This window comes from Microbacterium sp. CGR1, assembly GCF_051062835.1.
Classification (GTDB): Bacteria; Actinomycetota; Actinomycetes; order Actinomycetales; family Microbacteriaceae; genus Microbacterium.
Window position 1 is genome coordinate 84,632 of sequence record NZ_JAOTPG010000001.1, and the last position, 19,189, is coordinate 103,820.

The window sequence follows — 19,189 nt, forward strand, 5'->3', positions numbered from 1 at the left end:
CGTCGTGAGCGCCGAGCGCGAGGTCTGGCGCGAGGCGCTCGGCGTCGTCCTTGCCACCAGCGCCTACGGCATCTCGTTCGGCGCGCTGGCCGTGGCATCCGGTCTCGATGTCTGGCAGTCCTGCGTCCTGAGTCTGCTGATGTTCACCGGCGGCTCGCAGTTCGCCTTCGTCGGCGTCTTCGCCGCCGGGGGAGTCGCCGCGCTCCCGTCTGCCATCGCGTCGGCCGCACTTCTCGGGGTGCGCAACGTCGCCTACGGCATGAGGATGTCGCCTATCGTCGGCACGACCCCTGCGCGGCGGGTCGCCGCGGCGCACTTCACGATCGACGAGTCGACGGCTGTCGCCATCTCGCAGAGCGATCCACGGCTCCGTCAGGTGGGTTTCTGGGTCACCGGCATCGGCATCTTCGTCGGATGGAACGCGACGACCTTGATCGGCGCGCTGGTCGGCGATGTGCTCGGTGATCCGAAGACCTGGGGACTGGATGCCGCGGCTGCCGCGGCCTTCCTCGCTCTGCTGTGGCCCCGGCTGAAGCAGCGTCAGGCGATCGCCGTCGGCATCGCGGCAGCGGTCGTGGCGGCGGCGCTCACGCCGTTCATCATGCCGGGGCTCCCGGTGCTGGTCGCCGCGGTCGTGGCGATCATCGTCGGATGGTTCAACTGGCTCGGGCGCGACGTCCCTGTCGGCCCTGAGGCTCCGGAGGTGCAGCGATGAGCGTCTGGAGCGCGATCCTGCTGGCGGCAGTGATCTGCCTCGCGCTGAAGGCCGTCGGATACCTGGTGCCGCCGAAGGTGCTCGAGGCTCCTCGCCCCGCTCGCATCTCGGATCTGCTGACCGTCGCACTGCTCGCCGCACTCGTGGCGGTGCAGACCCTGGGGGAGGGGCAGGCCGTCGTCGTGGATGCGCGCGTGCCGGCGCTGCTCGTCGCGGCGGGTCTGCTGTGGCTGCGGCAGTCGTTCCTGGTCGTGGTCTTCGCCGCGGCGGCGGTGGCGGCACTCCTGCGACTGCTCGGTCTCGCGGCCTGATCTCGCCCCGCGCGACCTGGGTACGCGGCGACCGCGCGTAGGATCGACTCGTGCGTATCGGATGGATCTCTCGGGTGCTCTCCTGGATCGCCGCGGCTCTCGTCGGCGGTGTGTTCGGCATCGCCGGCACCATCGGCCACAGCCTGATGTGGGGGCTGATCCCCGTGGGGCTCATCGTGGGCGCCGTCGCATGCGGTGCGATCCTCGTGGCGATCCGCGCACTCACCCACGATCGGGGTGCGACTCTCGCCGCCGGTCTCGGCATGGTGGGGATGCTCGTCCTCATCTCCGGCGTCGGCCCCGGCGGATCCGTCGTGGTCGAAGACACGCTCAGCGGTCGCATCTGGATCTATCTGGTCGCAGGTCTCGTGCTGCTCGCCGTCGCATGGCCGTCCTTCTCGCGGCTGCCCGTGCGCACGGATGCTGCGGTGCAACCTCCCGCACCGCACGCCGGGGGGCCGGGCGACGACGTGTCTGCGCCCACTCGGGGACCCGCGCTGGGCGATCGGACAGGTCGCGAGTCGTAGACTGAGGGGGTGACGTATGTGATCGCCCTCCCGTGCGTCGATGTCAAGGATCGCGCCTGCATCGACGAGTGCCCCGTTGACTGTATCTACGAGGGCGAACGCTCGCTGTACATCCACCCCGACGAGTGCGTCGACTGCGGCGCCTGCGAGCCGGTCTGCCCCGTCGAGGCGATCTACTACGAAGACGACCTGCCCGACGAGTGGCAGGACTACTACAAGGCCAACGTCGAGTTCTTCGACGAGGTCGGCTCGCCCGGTGGTGCGGCGAAGGTCGGCGTCATTGCGCACGACCACCCCATCATCGCCGCTCTCCCGCCCCAGGGCGAGTAGTCCGTGAGCGTCCGCGACCTCGCTGACTATCCCTGGGATGCCGTCGTCCCGTACCGTGAGCGCGCGGCCGAGCACCCCCAGGGAATCGTCGATCTCTCCGTCGGATCGCCCGTCGATCCGACGCCCGAGCTGATCCGTCGGGCGCTGTCCGACGCGACCGATGCGCACGCCTACCCGCAGACCGTCGGCACTCCGGCGCTCCGCGAGGCGATCGTCGACTGGTACGCGCGGCGCAGGGGAGTGCCCGACCTCACCGTGGACAACGTCCTTCCGACGATCGGCTCGAAGGAACTCGTCGCGCTGCTGCCGACCCTCCTGGGTCTCGGCGAGGGCGACATCGTGGTGCACCCGCGCATCGCCTACCCGACCTACGAGGTGGGCGCCCGCGTCGTCGGTGCCACGCCTCTGGCCGCCGATGACCCCGCCGAATGGCCCGAGGGCGCGAAACTGATCTGGATCAACACCCCGGGAAACCCCGACGGACGGACGTGGACGGTCGAAGAACTCTCCGCGGCCGTGCGGCGCGCTCGTGAGATCGGCGCCGTACTCGCCAGTGACGAGTGCTATGCGGAACTCGGCTGGGACGGTCGCTGGGCGAGTGAGCCCATCCCGTCGATCCTCGATCCTCGTGTCACCGACGGCAGCAGGGCGAACCTGCTCAGCGTCTACTCGTTGAGCAAGCAGTCCAACCTCGCCGGCTACCGAGCAGCGTTCGTCGCCGGGTGCGCGCGCATCATCGGCGAGCTGCTCACGGCGCGCAAGCACCTCGGTCTCATGCCGCCTGAGCCTGTGCAGCACGCGATGGCGGTCGCCCTCGGCGACGACGAGCATGTCGCGGCGCAGAAGGAGCTGTACCGGCACCGGCGTGACACCCTGCGGCCGGCACTCGAGGCCGCGGGGTTCCGCATCGACGGGTCCGAGGCGGGCCTGTACCTGTGGGCCACCGAAGGTCAGGACGCCTGGGCCAGCATCGCGCGGCTCGCCGACCTCGGCATCCTTGCGGGCCCCGGACCGTTCTACGGGCCGGACTCCTCCCAGCACGTGCGTCTCGCTCTCACGGCTCCGTCCGAGCGGATTGCTGAAGGCGCTCGTCGCCTGCAGGAGCAGGTGCTGTAGGTTTCCTCCTCAGCACCCCTTTCCTTTTGTCCGATGTCACAGTAGGCCGGTGTGCCTACTAGGCTGTAAAGGCGATTCGGTCATGTATCGATGATCTCGATCCGACCTGGTGCACAGCGCCGTGACATCGCCACATCCGACTTGATGAAGATCCATGAGGAGGCCCGCGTGAGCGCAGCGGCAGAGCAGCAGGCGACGGCGAAGCTGACGATCGGCGAGACCACTGCGGAGTTCCCGCTCGTGCGCGGCACGGCAGGAACCGACAGCATCGACTTCTCGACGCTGACCCGCCAGACCGGTTACACGGGGCTCGACTACGGGTTCGTCAACACGGCGTCGACGAAGTCCGCGATCACGTTCATCGACGGTGACAAGGGGATCCTGCGCTACCGCGGTTATCCGATCGAGCAGCTCGCGGGCTCGACCAGCTACCTCGAGGTCGCCTGGCTCCTGATCTACGGTGAGCTGCCCTCGGCTGCCGAGCTCGCAGAGTTCGACGAGAAGATCCGTCGGCACACGCTGCTGCACGAAGACCTCAAGCGCTTCTTCTCGGCTCTGCCGCACACGGCGCACCCGATGTCGGTACTGTCGTCGGCTGTCGCTGCCCTGTCGACCTATTACGAGGGCCAGACCGACCCGCACAACCCCGAGCATGTCGAGCTCAACATGATCCGCATGCTCGCCAAGCTGCCGGTCATCGCGGCGTACGCGCACAAGAAGAGCGTCGGCCAGGCGTTCCTCTACCCCGACAACTCCCTCGGGTTCGTGGAGAACTTCCTCAAGCTCAACTTCGGTGTGCACTCCGAGGAGTACCAGGTCAACCCGGTCATGTCGAAGGCTCTCGAGCTCCTGCTGATCCTGCACGAGGACCACGAGCAGAACGCCTCGACGTCGACCGTGCGACTCGTCGGCTCGACCGGTGCCAACCAGTTCGCCTCGATCTCCGCGGGTATCCAGGCACTCTCCGGCCCGCTGCACGGTGGCGCGAACGAAGCCGTCCTCACCATGCTCGGTCAGATCCGCGACTCCGGTCAGAGCGTGTCGCGTTTCGTCGAGCGGGTGAAGAACAAGGAAGAGGGCGTGAAGCTGATGGGCTTCGGGCACCGGGTCTACAAGAACTACGACCCCCGCGCCAAGCTCGTCAAGGAAGCCGCGGGCGAGGTTCTCGCAGAGCTCGGTGTCACCGACCCGCTTCTCGACCTCGCTCAGGAGCTCGAGGAGCTCGCCCTCGCCGACGACTACTTCAAGGAGCGTCGTCTGTACCCGAACGTCGACTTCTACACCGGCGTGATCTACAAGGCGATGGGCTTCCCGACGCGCATGTTCACCGTGCTGTTCGCGATCGGACGCCTGCCCGGGTGGCTCGCGCAGTGGCGTGAGCTGCAGCTCGACCCGCAGACCAAGATCGGCCGCCCGCAGCAGCTCTACACGGGATCCCCCGAGCGCACCTTCCAGACCCGCTGATCCGACGCGCGATGCCCGTCGTCACCGCTGAGGCCGTTGTTCCGGTCGACCCGGCGACGGCCTTCGCGGTCTCGCAGACGAACGGAGCCGTGCGCAAGCGCTGGGATCCGTTCATCAGCGAGCAGCACTTCCTCGACGGTGCAGATGTCGCGGCGAAGGACGTGCGCACCTACACCCGCCAGCGCTTCGGCTTCTCGATGGTGAGCCGGTACGTCTCCTACGCCCCGCCGCGGAACGTCGGCATGGTCATGGAGACCGGGCCATGGTTCTTCACCAAGCTCGGCGGCGGCTGGCGATTCACCGAGGTTCCCGAGGGAACGCTCGCGGTGTGGAAGTACAACTTCTCGTGCCGCCCGCCGTGGATCGCTCCGATCGCGGAGTGGATCGGCGTGCGAGTTCTCGGGTTCGAGATCCGGCGACGCCTGGCAGGCTTCGTCCGCGGATGCTCCGACCCGCAGGTGCTGGACGCTGTTCGTCGCTGACGAGAGACGAGGCCACGCCTCGCCCCGGGCTCAGGAACAGGGGCACGAAAAGGCGGGTGCCCCGATGTCTGAGCATCGGCGCACCCGCCTCGTCATGTCTGAGGGTCAGCGGCCCTGTGAGCCGCGACCGCGGCCGCCCTGGCCGCCCGAGCGGGACTGGCCGCCGCCCTGACGGGATCCAGCCGTTGCGCCCTGTCCGCCCTGACCGCCCGAGCGGGGACGACGGCTGCGGCGCGACGGCGGGTTGGTGGACGAGTTGCGCTCGCCACCGGCCGGACGCTGCTTCGACGACTGACGCTGCTGCTGCTGCGGCTGCACGGGAGCCGGGCGCACGTGCGGTGCGCGCTCGGGCACGAGCTCGGTGACGGCATCCGACGTGACCGGCTCGAGAGCGGCCGAGATGGCCGCCTTGCGGAGGAGGTCCTTCACATCGCGACGCTGCTCGGGCAGGACCACCGTGACGACCGTTCCTGCTGCGCCGGCGCGAGCCGTGCGGCCGGAGCGGTGCAGGTACGCCTTGTGCTCCATGGGCGGGTCGACGTGGACGACGAGATCGACGTTGTCGACGTGCACGCCACGGGCGGCGACGTCGGTCGCGACGAGAACGCGCACTCCTCCGTCTTCGGGGTCGGACGAGAACGCGCCGAGGTTGCGCTCACGAGCGTTCTGCGACAGGTTGCCGTGCAGGTCGACGGCGGGGATCCCGGCGGCGGTGAGCTGCTTCGCGAGCTTCTTGGCCTGGTGCTTGGTGCGCGTGAAGAGGATGCGGCGACCGGTGCCCGAGGCGAGGTCCCGCACGAGGGTGGTCTTGTTGTCGGTCGAGTCGACCACGAGCACGCGGTGCGTCATCTCGCCGACGGGAACGCTCTCTTCGTCGACCTCGTGGCTGACGGCGTTCGAGAGGAAGCGACGTGCGAGGGTGTCGATGCCGCGGTCGAGGGTCGCGCTGAACAGCAGGCGCTGGCCACCGGCAGGGGTTGCGGTGAGGATGCGGGTGACGCCAGGCAGGAAGCCGAGGTCCGCCATGTGATCGGCCTCGTCGAGGACGGTGACCTCGACGGCGTCGAGCTGTACGACCCGCTGCTTCATGAGGTCTTCCAGACGGCCGGGGCACGCCACGACGATGTCGACGCCGTTGCGCATGGCCTGCTCCTGCGGGCGCTGGCTCACACCGCCGAAGACGGTGGTGACGCGCAGGCCCTTGGCCTCGGCGAGCGGCGCGATGGTCGCGGCGATCTGGGTGGCGAGCTCACGTGTCGGTGCGAGCACCAGGCCGCGAGGATGGTTCGGGCGGCTCTTACGCGAAGAGGCCGCGAGACGGGAGACGAGGGGAAGCGCGAACGCGATCGTCTTGCCGCTGCCGGTGCGTCCGCGACCGAGGAGGTCGCGGCCTGCGAGGGAATCGGGAAGCGTGTCGCGCTGAATCGCGAACGCCTCGGTCTTGCCGTCCTTCGCGAGGACGGCGGCGAGGTCGGCGGGCACGCCGAGATCGAGGAAGGAAGTCATGAAGTATCTCCGAGAATGCACGCACGAACCATCGGGCCGGGTGCGGGAAGGTGGGCGACGGCGCGGGATCGCGCATCGTTTCGCCGTTCGAAATGGCCAGAACCAGGCAAGTGGCGCGGGAGCGTGTCGACGACGCAGACGTCTCGCATCGCGAGGAGCGTCGCCTCGACACTATCACGCGTCAGCAGGAGAAGCCTGGGACGTCGCCCTCCCCAGCGAGTCGCGCGGTCAGGCGTGCAATGCGTCGTTGAGGGTCACGCCGACACCGTCGCGGCGAACCGCCTCGACCGCTCCGCTGAGCGAGTTGCGACGGAACAGCAGCCCGTCCTGCCCCGAGAGCTCGGCGGCCTTGACCGTCTTCCTGCCTCCGTCGGCCGTGGCGGGGCCGTCGACGAGGACGACCTTGGTGCCCGCCGTGACATAGAGTCCGGCCTCCACGACGCAGTCGTCGCCGAGTGAGATGCCGATGCCGGCGTTCGCCCCGAGCAGGGTGCGAGAGCCGATCGACACGCGGTGCGCGCCGCCCCCGGACAGAGTGCCCATGATCGACGAGCCTCCGCCGATGTCACTGCCGTCGCCCACGACGACGCCCTGGGAGATGCGCCCCTCGACCATCGACGATCCGAGGGTGCCGGCGTTGAAGTTCACGAAGCCCTCGTGCATCACGGTCGTGCCGGGGGAGAGGTGTGCTCCGAGACGGACGCGCGAGGCGTCGGCGATCCGGACGCCGACGGGCTGCACGTAGTCGCTGAGCCGGGGGAACTTGTCGAGCCCCTGCACCTGGATGCCCGCACGCTGCAGCAGCGGACGGAGCCGGGCCGCGTCTTCGGGGTGCACGGGGCCCGCGTTCGTCCACGCGACGTTCGGCAGGTGGGCGAAGATGCCGTCGAGGTTGAGCTCGTTCGGTCGCACCACCAGATGAGACAGCGCGTGCAGTCGCAGATAGGCGTCGACGGTCGATGCCGGTGCGGCATCCAGGTCGATCTGCAGCTGGACCGTCTCTACCGTGACGTTGCGGCGCTCGTCGGGTCCGGCCAGGGCCTCGAGGGTGACGAGCGCGGCCGCGGCGTCCTCTGCCGACGGGGCGTCGGTGTGCACCTCGGGGAACCAGGCATCGAGAACGGTGCCGTTGCCGGAGATCGTCGAAAGTCCAGTACCCCACACGGTGCGCGCCTCAGTCATGCCTCCACGCTATCGCGAGGAGATGTGCGCGATCGCACAGATGTCGGGGTAAGTAGGCTGGGGGCATGGTGCTCGATCTGACAGCGTCCTCCGTCGACCTGACCCGCGCGATCTGCGACATCCCGAGTGTCTCGGGAGACGAGAAGACCCTCGCGGATGCCATCGAGGAGGCGATCTCGGCTTTCGATCACCTCGAGGTGATCCGCCACGGCAACACGATCGTCGCTCGCACGAACCTGGGTCGCAAGCAGCGGGTCGCGATCGCCGGTCACATCGACACGGTGCCGATCAACGACAACGTGCCGACGAAGGACATCGAGATCGACGGCGTCGCCCACCTCTGGGGCCGCGGAACCGTCGACATGAAGAGCGGCACCGCAGTGCAGCTCAAGCTCGCCGCCGAGCTCTCCGAGCCCTCGGTCGACATCACCTGGATGTGGTACGACAACGAGGAGGTCGAGGCGTCGAAGAATGGCCTGGCGCTTCTCGCCGCGGTGCGCCCCGATCTCTTCCAGGCCGACTTCGCGATCCTCGGCGAGCCGTCGAACGGCGAGGTCGAGGGCGGCTGCAACGGCACGATGCGCGCTATCGTGCGAACCACCGGGGTCCGCGCGCACGCGGCACGCGCCTGGATCGGCGAGAACGCGATCCATCGCGCCGCCCCGATCCTCGCTCGTCTCGCCGAGTACCGCGCCAGGGAGATCCCGGTCGACGGACTGCTCTACCGCGAGAGCATGAGCGCGGTGCGCATCGCCGGTGGAGTCGCGGGCAATGTCATCCCCGACGCCTGCGAGGTCGAGGTCAACTACCGGTTCGCGCCGAGCAAGTCCGCCGCCGACGCCGAGGCTCATATCCGCAACCTGCTCGCCGGTTTCGACGTCGAGATCACGGATGCCGCAGAGGGCGCCCGCCCGGGGCTCGACGCCCCCATCGCGCAGGAGTTCGTGACCGCCGTCGGCGCAGAGCCCCGCCCGAAGTACGGCTGGACCGATGTGGCGCGCTTCTCGGCCCTCGGTATCCCCGCCGTCAACTACGGCCCCGGCGACCCCCACCTCGCGCACCACGACGAGGAGCGGGTGCCCCTCGCGCAGATCGACGCGGTCGAGCGAGGACTGCGCACGTGGCTCAGCTCGCGCTGACGCTCACCCGTCGTTGGGCGAGTGCTCCGCTCCCGCTGCGGATCGCGCTCGTCTATCTGGCCGCCCGTGCGGTGACCACCGCGCTGATGATCGCGGCGGCGCTGCAGTCGACGTCGCTGTCGCGATTCGGCGCGGATCCCGGCCTCGCCGACTTCATCGTCGCCTGGGACGCGCAGTGGTATTGGCTCGTGGCGGAAGAGGGATACCCGTCCGACCTGCCGCTCACCGAGTCCGGCGACGTCGCCGAGAACGCCTGGGCGTTCATGCCCGTATTCGCGTTCGCGGCCAAGGGAATCGGCTTCCTTTTCGGGTCCTGGGGGATGGGCGCCTTCCTGCTGTCCTTCGTCGCCGGGTACTTCGCGTGCGTCGCACTGCACCGCCTGCTGCGCGACCGCATCGGGCAGCAGGCCGCGATGTGGTCGGTCGTGTTCTTCGCGTCGGGGCCGATCGCCGCGATGTTCCAGGTCGGCTACGCCGAGACGCTCTTCCTCCTCCTGCTCTTCCTCGCACTCGATGCCACCGCGCGTCGCCGATACACGTGGCTGTACCTGCTGATCCCGATCATGGCGTTCACACGTCCGGGGATCCTTGCCTTCGCGCTGTACCTGGGCCTGCACGGCATCCTCCGCTGGTGGCACCGGCGCGAGGACCCGCTTGCGACCCGAGAGGTCGTGCACATCGTCGGCCTCGGCGCTCTGGCCACGGTCGCCGGATTCTCGTGGCAGGTGATCGCCGGCATCGTCACCGGAGACCCTGGGGCCTACCTCGCGACCGAGCTCTCCTGGCGCAGGAACTGGCTCGTCGGCGGAGTCGACGGCTTCATTCCCTTCGAGGGATGGATCCAGGCATCCCAGTTCTGGTTCGGTCAGTGGGGGCTTCCGACATCGTGGGGACCGGTCGTGCTCGCACTCCTCGTGGTGGCGGCCGGCGCCGCACTGATCTACCTGCCGCAGGTGCGCGCACTCGGGCCGGATCTGCGTCTGTGGAGCGCGAGCTACCTGCTCTACCTGCTCGCGGTCTTCTTCCCGCAGTCCAGCACGTTCCGGCTGCTGCTGCCTCTGAGCCCGGCGTGGGGAGCGTTCGCCGTGCCGCGTTCGCGCCCGTGGCGAGTGGGCGTCCTGATCGCCTGCCTGGTGGGCCAGTGGCTCTGGATCTACCACGTCTACGCCCTCGGGAACACCTTCTGGCAGGTGCCGTGAATGTTAAGGCTTGATGCATTTCTTCATAGGGGACATCCAGGTTCGGGTAACACCCGATAAACTGATCTCATACCACCGGAGGAAAAGGAGCCCACGATGGCAGCGATGAAGCCGAGGACCGGAGACGGACCCATGGAGGCCGTAAAAGAAGGGCGACTCATCATCGTGCGCGTCCCGCTCGAAGGAGGCGGCCGTCTGGTCGTCTCCGTGAACGACGCAGAGGCGAAGGAACTTCACGACGTGCTGGCAGCCGTCGTGGCGCCCGCCTGATCGAACTCGAATTCGCGCACGCGGATTCACGAAGAGGGCGACGGATCACCGATCCGTCGCCCTCTTTCTGTCGTGTTGGCCCGATCGCTCAGGACTCTCCGACGCTGATCAGCTGCAGGAGGCCCTCACCGCTCGTAGACACGGTCGCGAGCACGGCCGACGATTCCTGCGTCTCCTGGATGAGCGAGCGATAGGCCGAGGTGACCTCGTCGCGCTGCACCGGGTCGGCGACACGGCCTCCGCCGAGCACGCGGGGGACCAGGACCATGCCACCGGTGCGCACGAGTCGCAGCCCGTGCTCGACGTAGTCGATGACGTTCTCGGGGTCTGCGTCGACGAGCACGATGTCGTACGATGCCTCGTTCATGCGCGGCAGCACGTCGGCGGCGCGTCCGGTGATGAATCGCGCCTTCGTCGCCGGGATGCGCGCATCCGCGAACGCCTGACGAGCGGCGGCCAGATGCTCCGGCTCGTTGTCGATCGAGGTCAGGACAGCCTGCGGTGCGCCGCGCAGCAGCCAGAGCCCCGAGACGCCCGCTCCGGTACCGATCTCGACGATCGACCGAGCGCCCGTCGCGGCGGCCAGTACGGAGATCTGCGAGCCGATGGCCGCGCTGATCGGCGACGCGCCGAGCTCGACGGCGTGCGCGCGGGCGCGGGCGATCGGCGACGGCTCCACGATGGATTCGCGGATGAAACGTGCGTTCGCATCGTTCTCGCTCATTGCCTGATTCTCCCGACTGAGATGTGTGTTCTCCCAGGGTATGCGCTCGGTGCGCGGCGCACGGGCAGGCGCGGCGGTAGCCTGGACAGATGCAGTTCGGGATCACCTTCGAAAAGCTGCTGCTTATTGGTCTGATCGCTGTGCTGCTCATCGGACCGGAGCGGCTGCCGCGCTACGCCGAGAGCGTCGCCAAGCTCGCTCGGCGTGCCGGCGAGTTCCTGCGGGACACCAAATCGCGCGTCCGTGACGAGATGGGCCCCGAGATCGACGACGTCGACTGGCGCAAGCTCGACCCGCGGCAATACGACCCGCGGCGGATCATCCGGGATGCACTCTTCGAGGACGACCCCGCACCGGGGCAGGCTCGCGCCGAGACGGTCGTCGCGGAGCCCGCGGTGAAGCCGGTGCACGTGCCCCGCGTGCGACCCGACTTCTCGCACGCGAGTCCTCCGCCCTACGACCCGGAATCCACCTGACCCGGGCCCCTGGATCCAGGGGGCTGCCTGCGAGCTGCGGTCAGCCGATCCGCGCGCGCAGCTGCGCGATGTCGGCGTCACTCAGCAGCGCCCGCGGGATCGCGGTGATCGCCGACGCGCCCCGCAGCTTGAGCAGCACCGCATCCGTACCTGCGCGCACGCTCTGGAAGGTGCGGTATTCGATGTCCGACGTCCGAGTGCCTGAACCGATGTGCAGGGCGCTCTCGCCGAGACGCACCCAGACCACGGTGCCCGGCGGAGTAGCCGCCCGCACAGCGCGTCGCGCTCCGACGATCGTCATCACGACGGCGTAGACCATGAGGGCGATGCTCGCGACGGGAAGCAGCCCCGAGAGCCCGGCGCTCCCTCTGGCAGCGCTCAGATTCAGGATGCTCAGCGCGAGCGCCGCGGCGAGGGCGATCCACATAACGATCGCGGCAGGACGTGTGAGGGCGTAGACCGCGGCGTCGCGGGCCATCCCTCGAAGCAGCCGCTCGTCGACGGTGAGTGCCATCTGCGCTCCTACCTGAGGGTCATCGGGAGCGAACGGCCCGCGAGTCCGCGTCCCTGGCTGGCGAGGGTGCGGGCGAGGTCGCGGATCGCCGTCGCTGCGACGTCCGTGCTGTCGCTGAGGACGATCGGGACGCCGATGTCTCCTCCCGTGCGCAGGGCGGGACTGAGTGGGATCGAGGCGAGCAGCGGAACGGGCTCCGTCTCCGACAGAGCCTCGGCCACGGCCGCGCCTCCACCCGAGCCGAACAGATCGATCACCGTGCCGTCCGGCAGCATGAAGGCGCCCATGTTCTCGACGACGCCGATGACCCGCTGACCGGTCTGGCGTGCGACGAGCCCGCTGCGGATCGCCACATCGGATGCGGCCGCCTGCGGCGTGGTGACGACGAGGACCTCGGCGTGCGGAAGCAGCTGGCCGATCGAGATGGCGATGTCACCGGTGCCGGGGGGCATGTCGATCAGCAGGATGTCGAGGTCGCCGAAGAAGACGTCCGTCAGGAACTGCTGCACCGTGCGGTGCAGCATCGGCCCGCGCCACGCCACGACTGCTTCGCCGTCTCGGAGGAACATGCCGATCGAGATGGTCTTCACCCCGTGCGCCACAGGGGGCAGCATGAGGTCGTCGATGCGGGTCGGCTGAGTGCCGGCCGGGATGCCGAGAAGGCCCGGGATCGAGAAACCGTGCACGTCGGCGTCGACGAGGCCGACCGCCAGCCCCTGATCGGCGAGAGCCGCCGCGAGGTTCGCGGTCACGGTGGACTTGCCCACCCCGCCTTTGCCGCTGGAGACCAGGATCACGCGTGTGAGCGAGTCCGGCCCGAAGGGCATCTGGCGGGCGGGGCGTCCGTCGCGGAGCTTCTCGGTGAGCGCCTTGCGCTCGGACGGGGTCATCACGCCCACCTCGACGTCGACCTCGGTGATGCCGGGCACGGATGCCGCGGCGGCGCGCACGTCGGACTCGATGCGGGCGGCCGCGGGGCATCCGACGATCGTGAGAACGATGGAGACATGCGCGTGACCGTCGTCGACCGCGATGTCCCTCACCATGTCGAGATCGCCGATCGGCCTCCGCAGCTCAGGGTCGCTGACGGCTGCGACCGCCGCGCGGACGGACTCGGCGGAGCTCATGATGCGGATCGCCCGCCGGACCGTCGCTCGGCGGCCGGCGGTTCGTCGTTCTCGCCGAGCTCGGCCAGCAGGGCCTTGAGCTCCTGGCGGAGGACATCGCGGGTCACGACCTGGTTGTTGCGTTCCTCGAGCGACATGCGCAGGGCGACGATCTCGCGGGCGAGGTACTCGGTGTCGGCGAGGTTGCGCTCGGCCCGCTGACGATCCTGCTCGATCTGCACGCGATCGCGGTCGTCCTGGCGGTTCTGCGCGAGCAGGATCAGGGGAGCGGCGTACGACGCCTGCAGCGAGAGCATCAGGGTGAGCGCCGTGAATCCGAGTGCCGCGTCATCGAAGCGCAGGTGATCGGGCAGCAGCGTGTTCCAGCAGATCCAGAGCACGCAGAACAGCGTGAGGATCAGCAGGAACGCGGGGGTGCCCATCGCACGGGCGACCCATTCGGTGAAGCGCCCGAAGCGGTCGCGCGATGTCGACCGCTGGCGAGAGGTGCCACGGCCGAGAGGGGCGTCGAGCTGGGGCGAGCGCGAGCGGGCCATCAGCGCACCTCCTTCGGAACTGTCGGCTCGTCGCTGTCGTGCGTGCGCCAGTCGTCCGGGAGCAGATAGTCGAGGACGTCGTCGATGCTGATCGCACCGACCAGGCGGTGCGCGGTGTCGATGACCGGCAGTGAGACCAGGTCGTAGCTGGCCAGCATCCTGGCGACCTCGGCGGCGGAGGCCGTGACGTGCACGGGCTCGAGGCTGTCGTCCATGATGGCGCCGAGTCGCTCATGAGGCGGGTAGCGCAGCATCCGCTGGAAGTGCACCATGCCGAGCAGACGCCCGGTGGGCGTCTCGAAGGGCGGCAGGGTCACGAAGACCGCCGCGGCGAGGGCAGGGTGCAGCTCGTGTCGACGGATCAGGGCGAGAGCCTCCGCCACCGTGGCATCGGCGGAGAGGATGATCGGCTCGGGCGTCATGAGACCACCGGCCGTGTCGGGGCCGTAGCGGAGCAGCATCCTGACATCCTCGGCCTCTTCCGGCTCCATCAGCTCGAGCAGCTGCTCGAGTCGGTTGGGAGGAAGCTGGGCCAGGAGGTCGGCAGCGTCGTCCGGCTCCATCTGGTCGAGGATGTCGGCGGCACGCTCGTCGCCCAGACGGTCGAGGATGTGCACCTGCTCGTCTTCGGGCATCTCCTCGAGGGCATCGGCGAGGCGGTCGTCGGAGAGCTCTTCGGCGACCTCGATCATGCGCTGCTGCGGCAGATCGAGCAGCGTGTTCGCGAGGTCCGCGGCGTGCAGCTCCGAATACGACGCGACGAGCTGCTCGGCCGACTGCGACTCGCCGGGCGACTGCTGCTCCGCGACCTCGCTCCAGGCGGCGAACGTCGTCGGTCCCTTCGCGAACGGTGAGGCGCTGGTCTTCGGGCGGCGGAGGAAGAGCTGGCTGACGGCCCACTCGCCGAGGCGGTTGGGCTCGATCGCCACGTCCTCGATCACGGCGGTGCCGCCGCCGTCGACGAGGCTCACCCGTCGACCGAGCAGCTCGGCCAGAACCCGCACCTCGCCGGCGCGCGGTGAGAACCGTCTCACGTTGATGAGCCCGGTGCTGATGACCTGGCCTGCGCGGATCGACGTCACCCGTCCGATCGAGAGGAAGACGTGTCGGCGCCCGGGGATCTCGACCACGAGGCCGATGACGCGCGGGGCCGCCGTACTTCGGTACACGATGACGACATCACGGACTTTGCCGAGCCGGTCGCCCACGGGGTCGAAGACGGCGCAACCTGCAAGGCGCGCGGCGAATACCCGTTGTGTGCTCACTCATCCAGCGTAGTGCGCGAGGCCCGTGCAGGTCCTGCCGAGAGCGCTGCATCGACGCCCCGGCGCGACACACTCCAGGCCCCGCCACCGGTGAGCATGGAACAATGGCGGGATGAGCATGCTCAACCGTCCAGCTGACAGCCGCGATGAAGGCGAGATCGTCGCCTCCACCCGAGATTACGAGGGTGCGCAGAAGACGGTGTCGAAACTGATCGCCGAAGACGTGCCTGCCCGTGACATCGCGATCATCGGACAGAGCGTCCGTACGGTCGAGCGCATCACCGGTCGCCTCGGGTACGCCGCCGCCGCCAGATCCGGTGCCGTCAACGGCGTGCTCATCGGCCTCTTCCTCTCGGCGATCCTCGTGATCGGCAACCCCGAGGTGCCGATCCAGCTCTTCGTCGGCTTCGTCTTCATCGGCGTCGCGCTCGGCATGCTGCTGAGCCTCGTCACCTACGCCATCGTGCGTCGCCGTCGCGACTTCGCGAGCGTGACGCAGTTCGCCGCCGACCACTACGAGGTCAGGGTGCAGGCCACCTCGCTCGCGAAGGCGCGTCTGGCGTTGGGAGCGGCGAAGCCCGCCCCCGTGCGGGCACCGGTGAACCTGGATGAGCCGCCGCGGTACGGAGAGCGCATCACCCCCGGAGGCCGCACGGCACCGACTCCTCCCGCCACCCCCGTCGAGCCGGCTCCCGGCCCCGATCAGGTCCCGGGCTCGGAGCCGACGCCGCCCCTCGGCGGCGGCCAGAACCCGCCGGCCGAACCGGCGATCCCGCCGCGCCCGGCCGACCCGGCCGCACCACCCGCAGAGGCTCCGGACCCCGGCGCGGCCGGCATCCCGCCGAAGTCGGCGGAGCCCGCCTGATGTCGGACACGAACCGCGAGACTCACACTTCCTCCGATCGCGCGGCATCGGAGCAGGCACCGGCATCGTCGCCGTACGAGTCCGTTCCGCCTGCTCCGCCTGTTCCTCCGGCGTCGCCGACAGCAGTTCCGCTGCCACCCGTTCCGCCGCAGACGCCGGTCTACGGCGACGCCTCGCCGCCGACGCCCGGACATCCACAGCAGCCGCAGGCGCCCGGATACGCCCCGCCGCAGGCGCCCGGCTACGCCCAACCGCAGCCGCCCGCATACGGATACGCGCCGCAGCAGACCGGTCACTCCGCTCCCGGCTATCCCGCAGGGGGCTACCCGGTCGGCGCCTATCCTGCCGCCGTCCCGCCCCGTGGTCTGCTGCCGTGGGCGCTGGGCCTCCTGATCCTCATCCCCTTCCCCTTCCTCGGCGGACTCGCGTCCGGGATCGCGATGGCGGTCAGCGGCGGAGCCTCCCGTCGCTTCGGCGGAGTGGCGCGAGAGAATGCGCGCGCGGCCCTGAACTGGGGCCTGACCTACCTGCTCGTCTCGACGGTCCTCCTGGTCTCGCACTTCGTTCTGCTGTTCTCGTTGACGGCCGACTCTCCGACTTCGGGCTTCTTCCCGATCGGCATCCCGATCACGATCTACTTCGCGCTCTCGGTGCTTCACCTCGTCCTCGTGATCGTCGGCATGGTCCGCGCGGCGGGTGGCAAGATCATGCGGGTGCCCTTCGCCATCCCTTACCTTCGCGGCTGATGACGGACATCCCCGTCGAGCTGCCCACGGGAGCGATGACGGTGTCGGCGGACTGGGCTCCCGGAACGAACGGCGCGACCGTCGTCATCGCGCACGGCGCGGGCACGGTCAAGGACCATCCCTTTCTCACCGGCTACTCCGACGCGCTCGGGGCGCTCGGGTTCTCGACGCTGAGGTTCAACTTCCCCTACGTCGAGCAGGGGCGCAGGATGCCGGGGCCGGCGACGCATGCGATCGCGACGTGGAAGGCGGTCGTGGCCTTCGCCCGCGAACAGGATCCGGCGGCGACGATCTGGGCCACCGGCAAGTCGTACGGCGGGCGTATGGCGTCCATGGCGGTGTCCGAGGGGTTGCCCGTCGCCGGTCTCGCCTACCTCGGCTATCCGCTGCACGCCCCGGGCAAACCCGAGAAGCCGCGCGCGGAGCACCTGGCCGCGATCGCCGTTCCTCAGCTCTTCATCGAGGGCACGAACGATCCGTTCATCCAGCCGATCTCGCAATTCGACGACGTCGTCGCCACCTGCCAGGACGCGCGGGTCATCTGGATCGAGGGCGGCGGCCATACCTTCGAGGTGAAGGGGCGCAAGCGCCCGGCATCCGACATCGGCGCGTCGCTCGCATCGTTCGTCGCGGAGTTCGCCCGGCCCTGACAGCATGGCAGGGTGAGCCTCGAACGAATCGCCCTGATCTCGGATGTGCACGGCAACCTGACCGCCCTCGAGGCGGTGCTGGCCGACATCAGGCGACGGGGGATCACCCGTATCGTCAATCTCGGCGACACGGCGGGAAAGGGGCCGCGAGGAGAGGATGCCGTGCAGCGTTGCCGCGCGGTGTGCGAGGTGAACGTCCGTGGCAACTGGGACGACTTCCTCCCGACGATCCCCGACGACGGACCGCCCGAGATGCTCTGGTGGCGCGATGAGCTGTCGCCGTCGAGCAGGGCCTGGCTCGCGGCGCTTCCGTTGAGCGCCGATCTCCTGCTCAGCGGACGTCGTATCCGACTGTTCCACGCATCGGCGCAGAGTCCGCATGTCAGGGTGCACTTCCATCACACGCCCGAGCAGTTCTCCGCCATGTTCGAGGCGACCGAGATGACCGGCGACGGGCCGCTTCCCGATGTGGTGGGCTACGCCGACATCCACGACGCCTACATCGAATCGAATGACGGACGCACCCTGTTCAACGTCGGCAGCGTCGGGAACCCGCTAGACACGCCCGTGCCCTCGTACGTGATCCTCGAGGGCGGGGCATCAGCAGACGATCCTTTCGGCGTCCAGTTCGTGCGGGTGCCGTATGACGTCGAGGCCGAGATCGGGGTGGCCGAGACGCTCGACATGCCCACCGCCGATGTCTGGTCGGTCGAGCTCCGCACCGCCGTCTACCGGGGACGGCAGTCATGAAGGGGCTGCACCACGTCGAGATCTGGGTGCCCGACCTCGATGAGGCAGTGAGCAGCTGGGGATGGCTTCTCGCACGACTGGGCCTCCACCTCACGGGTGAGTGGTCGGACGGCCGCACGTGGGATTCCGGGAGCGCCTATGTGACGCTCACGACCTCACCGAACCTCACGTCTGCCGCACATGACCGACGCCGCGCGGGTGTGAACCACCTGGCCTTCTGGGGCGGGACCCGCGAGGAGGTCGATGCCGTGCTGGCAGACGCGGAGGCGCACGGGTGGCATCCGCTGTACCACGAGAGGTATCCGCACGCCGGGGGACCGGACCACTACGCGGGGTGGGTGGAGAACGCGCAGGGGTTCAAGGTCGAGATCGTCGCGGAGCCACGCGCCGAGGCGTCACCCGAGGGATGAGAGCTCGGCGTCGTCGAGCAGTCGGTGCATGGTCGACAGCCCGAGGTCGCTCATCGCGGGGTTGGAGTCCTCGTAGTACCAGCCGAGCCCCATCGCCTGTTGCAGCGCCCACGCCGCACCCCGCATCCACTCGACGTCCCCCGAGCCCAGTCGGTCGCGGATGACCTCGCGCCGCGGGGCATCGAACAGGTGCCAGGCGGCGACGAGGTCGAGCGCAGGGTCCGCCGCTCCGAAGCCGCCTCCGTCGAGCACGCCGACCAGGCGATCCTTCGAGACCAGGAGATTGAAGGGTGTGAGGTCCCGATGGCTCATGACATCGGAGCCTGAGGAGGGGAGGGAGCGCAGAGCATCCCACAGGGTCCGCACGCGAGCGGCATCGAGCAGGTGTCCGCTCTTCTCGACGCACAGTGCGACCCACTCGTCGTGGTCGGTGAGGACGCCACCCCGGCCGTGTCTGTCGAAGACGCGTCCCCGCACATCCGTCGCCCGGAGAGATGAGATCAGCCCGGCGAGGTCGGAAGCCAGTGACTCGGATGCCTCGTGGCCTCGGTGGTGAGCCGTCTCTCCCGGCACCCACGTCTGCACCGACCATGCCGACGGATAGGCAGAGGAGGCCGTGCCGATGCCGACAGGTCGGGGCGCCGACACCGGGCACACCGCAGCGAACTCCGACATCGCGTCGGCCTCGGCGGTCAGCGCCGCCTCGGTCTCCCCGGTGAGCGGGAACCGCGCCGCCAGATCGTCGCCGATGCGGAAGATCGTGTTCACCGTCCCCGCTGTGGGGACGCGCCGCAGCGGCATCAGCGCGAACTCGGGAAACCGCCGGGCGATCAGACGCCCGGCGGCATCGTCGGAGAGCTCGAGCTCGCCCTCATGCATTCGGCG

At 69.0% G+C, this 19,189-nt stretch carries 24 protein-coding genes; 16 read left to right on the top strand and 8 right to left on the bottom strand.

Annotation, left to right across the window (positions count from 1 at the left end; genetic code table 11):
• The first annotated feature begins 4 nt into the window (after window positions 1-4).
• The 7 genes from OD997_RS00440 to OD997_RS00470 all read left to right on the top strand — a co-directional run bounded on the left by OD997_RS00440 (window position 5) and on the right by OD997_RS00470 (window position 4,945).
• Window positions 5-715: an AzlC family ABC transporter permease gene (locus OD997_RS00440; RefSeq protein WP_434332302.1), complete on the top strand. Its 711-nt coding sequence runs from the start codon at window positions 5-7 to the stop codon at window positions 713-715.
• Complete coding sequence (locus tag OD997_RS00445) at window positions 712-1,026, top strand: AzlD domain-containing protein (protein WP_434329878.1); 315 nt, start codon at window positions 712-714, stop codon at window positions 1,024-1,026. The genes OD997_RS00440 and OD997_RS00445 overlap by 4 nt, the downstream gene beginning before the upstream one ends.
• Window positions 1,027-1,076: 50 nt before the next feature.
• Window positions 1,077-1,553 (top strand): histidinol dehydrogenase, encoded by a 477-nt coding sequence (locus OD997_RS00450; RefSeq protein WP_434329879.1) that lies wholly within the window; start codon window positions 1,077-1,079, stop codon window positions 1,551-1,553.
• Between the two features lie 9 nt (window positions 1,554-1,562).
• Window positions 1,563-1,883 (top strand): ferredoxin, encoded by a 321-nt coding sequence (gene fdxA / locus OD997_RS00455; RefSeq protein ID WP_042542002.1) that lies wholly within the window; start codon window positions 1,563-1,565, stop codon window positions 1,881-1,883.
• 3 nt (window positions 1,884-1,886) lie between these two features.
• A complete protein-coding gene (dapC, locus tag OD997_RS00460) occupies window positions 1,887-2,999 on the top strand; it encodes a succinyldiaminopimelate transaminase (protein ID WP_434329880.1) in 1,113 nt (370 codons plus the stop codon).
• Between the two features lie 144 nt (window positions 3,000-3,143).
• Window positions 3,144-4,463, top strand: a complete 1,320-nt coding sequence (locus OD997_RS00465) for a citrate synthase (protein WP_157534228.1) — start codon at window positions 3,144-3,146, stop codon at window positions 4,461-4,463.
• An 11-nt stretch (window positions 4,464-4,474) separates the two neighbouring features.
• The gene (locus OD997_RS00470; protein WP_434329881.1) at window positions 4,475-4,945 is read left to right on the top strand and encodes an SRPBCC family protein; all 471 of its coding nucleotides are present in this window, start codon (window positions 4,475-4,477) and stop codon (window positions 4,943-4,945) included.
• A gap of 105 nt (window positions 4,946-5,050) precedes the next feature.
• Here OD997_RS00470 and OD997_RS00475 read toward each other — a convergent pair whose 3' ends face one another.
• Window positions 5,051-6,451, bottom strand: a complete 1,401-nt coding sequence (locus tag OD997_RS00475) for a DEAD/DEAH box helicase (RefSeq protein ID WP_434329882.1) — start codon at window positions 6,449-6,451, stop codon at window positions 5,051-5,053.
• A 228-nt stretch (window positions 6,452-6,679) separates the two neighbouring features.
• Entirely contained in the window at window positions 6,680-7,633 is a 954-nt protein-coding gene (dapD, locus tag OD997_RS00480) for a 2,3,4,5-tetrahydropyridine-2,6-dicarboxylate N-succinyltransferase (RefSeq protein WP_434329883.1), read from the bottom strand.
• A gap of 65 nt (window positions 7,634-7,698) precedes the next feature.
• On the opposite strand from dapD, the gene dapE reads away from it, so the two are divergent.
• From dapE to OD997_RS00495, 3 genes are all read left to right on the top strand, one after another.
• Entirely contained in the window at window positions 7,699-8,772 is a 1,074-nt protein-coding gene (gene dapE / locus OD997_RS00485; protein WP_434329884.1) for a succinyl-diaminopimelate desuccinylase, read from the top strand.
• Complete coding sequence (locus OD997_RS00490; RefSeq protein ID WP_434329885.1) at window positions 8,754-9,971, top strand: hypothetical protein; 1,218 nt, start codon at window positions 8,754-8,756, stop codon at window positions 9,969-9,971. Before dapE ends, OD997_RS00490 begins: the two co-directional genes overlap by 19 nt.
• Window positions 9,972-10,067: 96 nt before the next feature.
• Complete coding sequence (locus OD997_RS00495) at window positions 10,068-10,241, top strand: DUF3117 domain-containing protein (protein ID WP_017203323.1); 174 nt, start codon at window positions 10,068-10,070, stop codon at window positions 10,239-10,241.
• 88 nt (window positions 10,242-10,329) lie between these two features.
• On the opposite strand, the gene OD997_RS00500 is transcribed toward OD997_RS00495, so the two are convergent.
• Complete coding sequence (locus OD997_RS00500; RefSeq protein ID WP_434329886.1) at window positions 10,330-10,965, bottom strand: O-methyltransferase; 636 nt, start codon at window positions 10,963-10,965, stop codon at window positions 10,330-10,332.
• An 89-nt stretch (window positions 10,966-11,054) separates the two neighbouring features.
• On the opposite strand from OD997_RS00500, the gene OD997_RS00505 reads away from it, so the two are divergent.
• Window positions 11,055-11,441, top strand: a complete 387-nt coding sequence (locus OD997_RS00505) for a Sec-independent protein translocase TatB (protein ID WP_434329887.1) — start codon at window positions 11,055-11,057, stop codon at window positions 11,439-11,441.
• Window positions 11,442-11,481: 40 nt separating this feature from the next.
• On the opposite strand, the gene OD997_RS00510 is transcribed toward OD997_RS00505, so the two are convergent.
• Genes OD997_RS00510 through OD997_RS00525 form a run of 4 tightly spaced genes read right to left on the bottom strand, consistent with a single transcriptional unit; the run spans window position 11,482 to window position 14,883 of the window.
• Window positions 11,482-11,955 carry a YcxB family protein gene (locus OD997_RS00510; RefSeq protein ID WP_434329888.1) on the bottom strand — a complete coding sequence of 158 codons (474 nt, stop codon included), beginning with the start codon at window positions 11,953-11,955 and terminating at the stop codon, window positions 11,482-11,484.
• A gap of 8 nt (window positions 11,956-11,963) precedes the next feature.
• Window positions 11,964-13,082, bottom strand: a complete 1,119-nt coding sequence (locus tag OD997_RS00515) for an Mrp/NBP35 family ATP-binding protein (protein ID WP_434329889.1) — start codon at window positions 13,080-13,082, stop codon at window positions 11,964-11,966.
• The gene (locus tag OD997_RS00520) at window positions 13,079-13,618 is read right to left on the bottom strand and encodes a DUF1003 domain-containing protein (protein WP_434329890.1); all 540 of its coding nucleotides are present in this window, start codon (window positions 13,616-13,618) and stop codon (window positions 13,079-13,081) included. The genes OD997_RS00515 and OD997_RS00520 overlap by 4 nt, the downstream gene beginning before the upstream one ends.
• Window positions 13,618-14,883, bottom strand: coding sequence for a magnesium transporter MgtE N-terminal domain-containing protein (locus OD997_RS00525; RefSeq protein ID WP_434329891.1), 1,266 nt, complete (start codon window positions 14,881-14,883; stop codon window positions 13,618-13,620). Before OD997_RS00525 ends, OD997_RS00520 begins: the two co-directional genes overlap by 1 nt.
• Before the next feature lie 112 nt (window positions 14,884-14,995).
• Between OD997_RS00525 and OD997_RS00530 the strand changes: the two genes are divergently transcribed.
• Genes OD997_RS00530 through OD997_RS00550 form a run of 5 tightly spaced genes read left to right on the top strand, consistent with a single transcriptional unit; the run spans window position 14,996 to window position 18,304 of the window.
• On the top strand, window positions 14,996-15,748 hold the full coding sequence (locus OD997_RS00530) for a general stress protein (protein WP_434329892.1): 753 nt from the start codon (window positions 14,996-14,998) through the stop codon (window positions 15,746-15,748).
• Window positions 15,748-16,494 (top strand): DUF4870 domain-containing protein, encoded by a 747-nt coding sequence (locus OD997_RS00535; protein ID WP_434329893.1) that lies wholly within the window; start codon window positions 15,748-15,750, stop codon window positions 16,492-16,494. The genes OD997_RS00530 and OD997_RS00535 overlap by 1 nt, the downstream gene beginning before the upstream one ends.
• Window positions 16,494-17,144: an alpha/beta hydrolase family protein gene (locus OD997_RS00540; protein WP_434329894.1), complete on the top strand. Its 651-nt coding sequence runs from the start codon at window positions 16,494-16,496 to the stop codon at window positions 17,142-17,144. Before OD997_RS00535 ends, OD997_RS00540 begins: the two co-directional genes overlap by 1 nt.
• Window positions 17,145-17,156: 12 nt before the next feature.
• Window positions 17,157-17,894 (top strand): metallophosphoesterase family protein, encoded by a 738-nt coding sequence (locus OD997_RS00545; RefSeq protein ID WP_434329895.1) that lies wholly within the window; start codon window positions 17,157-17,159, stop codon window positions 17,892-17,894.
• Window positions 17,891-18,304 carry a VOC family protein gene (locus tag OD997_RS00550; RefSeq protein WP_434329896.1) on the top strand — a complete coding sequence of 138 codons (414 nt, stop codon included), beginning with the start codon at window positions 17,891-17,893 and terminating at the stop codon, window positions 18,302-18,304. The genes OD997_RS00545 and OD997_RS00550 overlap by 4 nt, the downstream gene beginning before the upstream one ends.
• On the opposite strand, the gene OD997_RS00555 is transcribed toward OD997_RS00550, so the two are convergent.
• Complete coding sequence (locus tag OD997_RS00555) at window positions 18,290-19,183, bottom strand: aminoglycoside phosphotransferase family protein (RefSeq protein WP_434329897.1); 894 nt, start codon at window positions 19,181-19,183, stop codon at window positions 18,290-18,292. The genes OD997_RS00550 and OD997_RS00555 overlap by 15 nt on opposite strands.
• Between the last annotated feature and the right edge of the window lie 6 nt (window positions 19,184-19,189).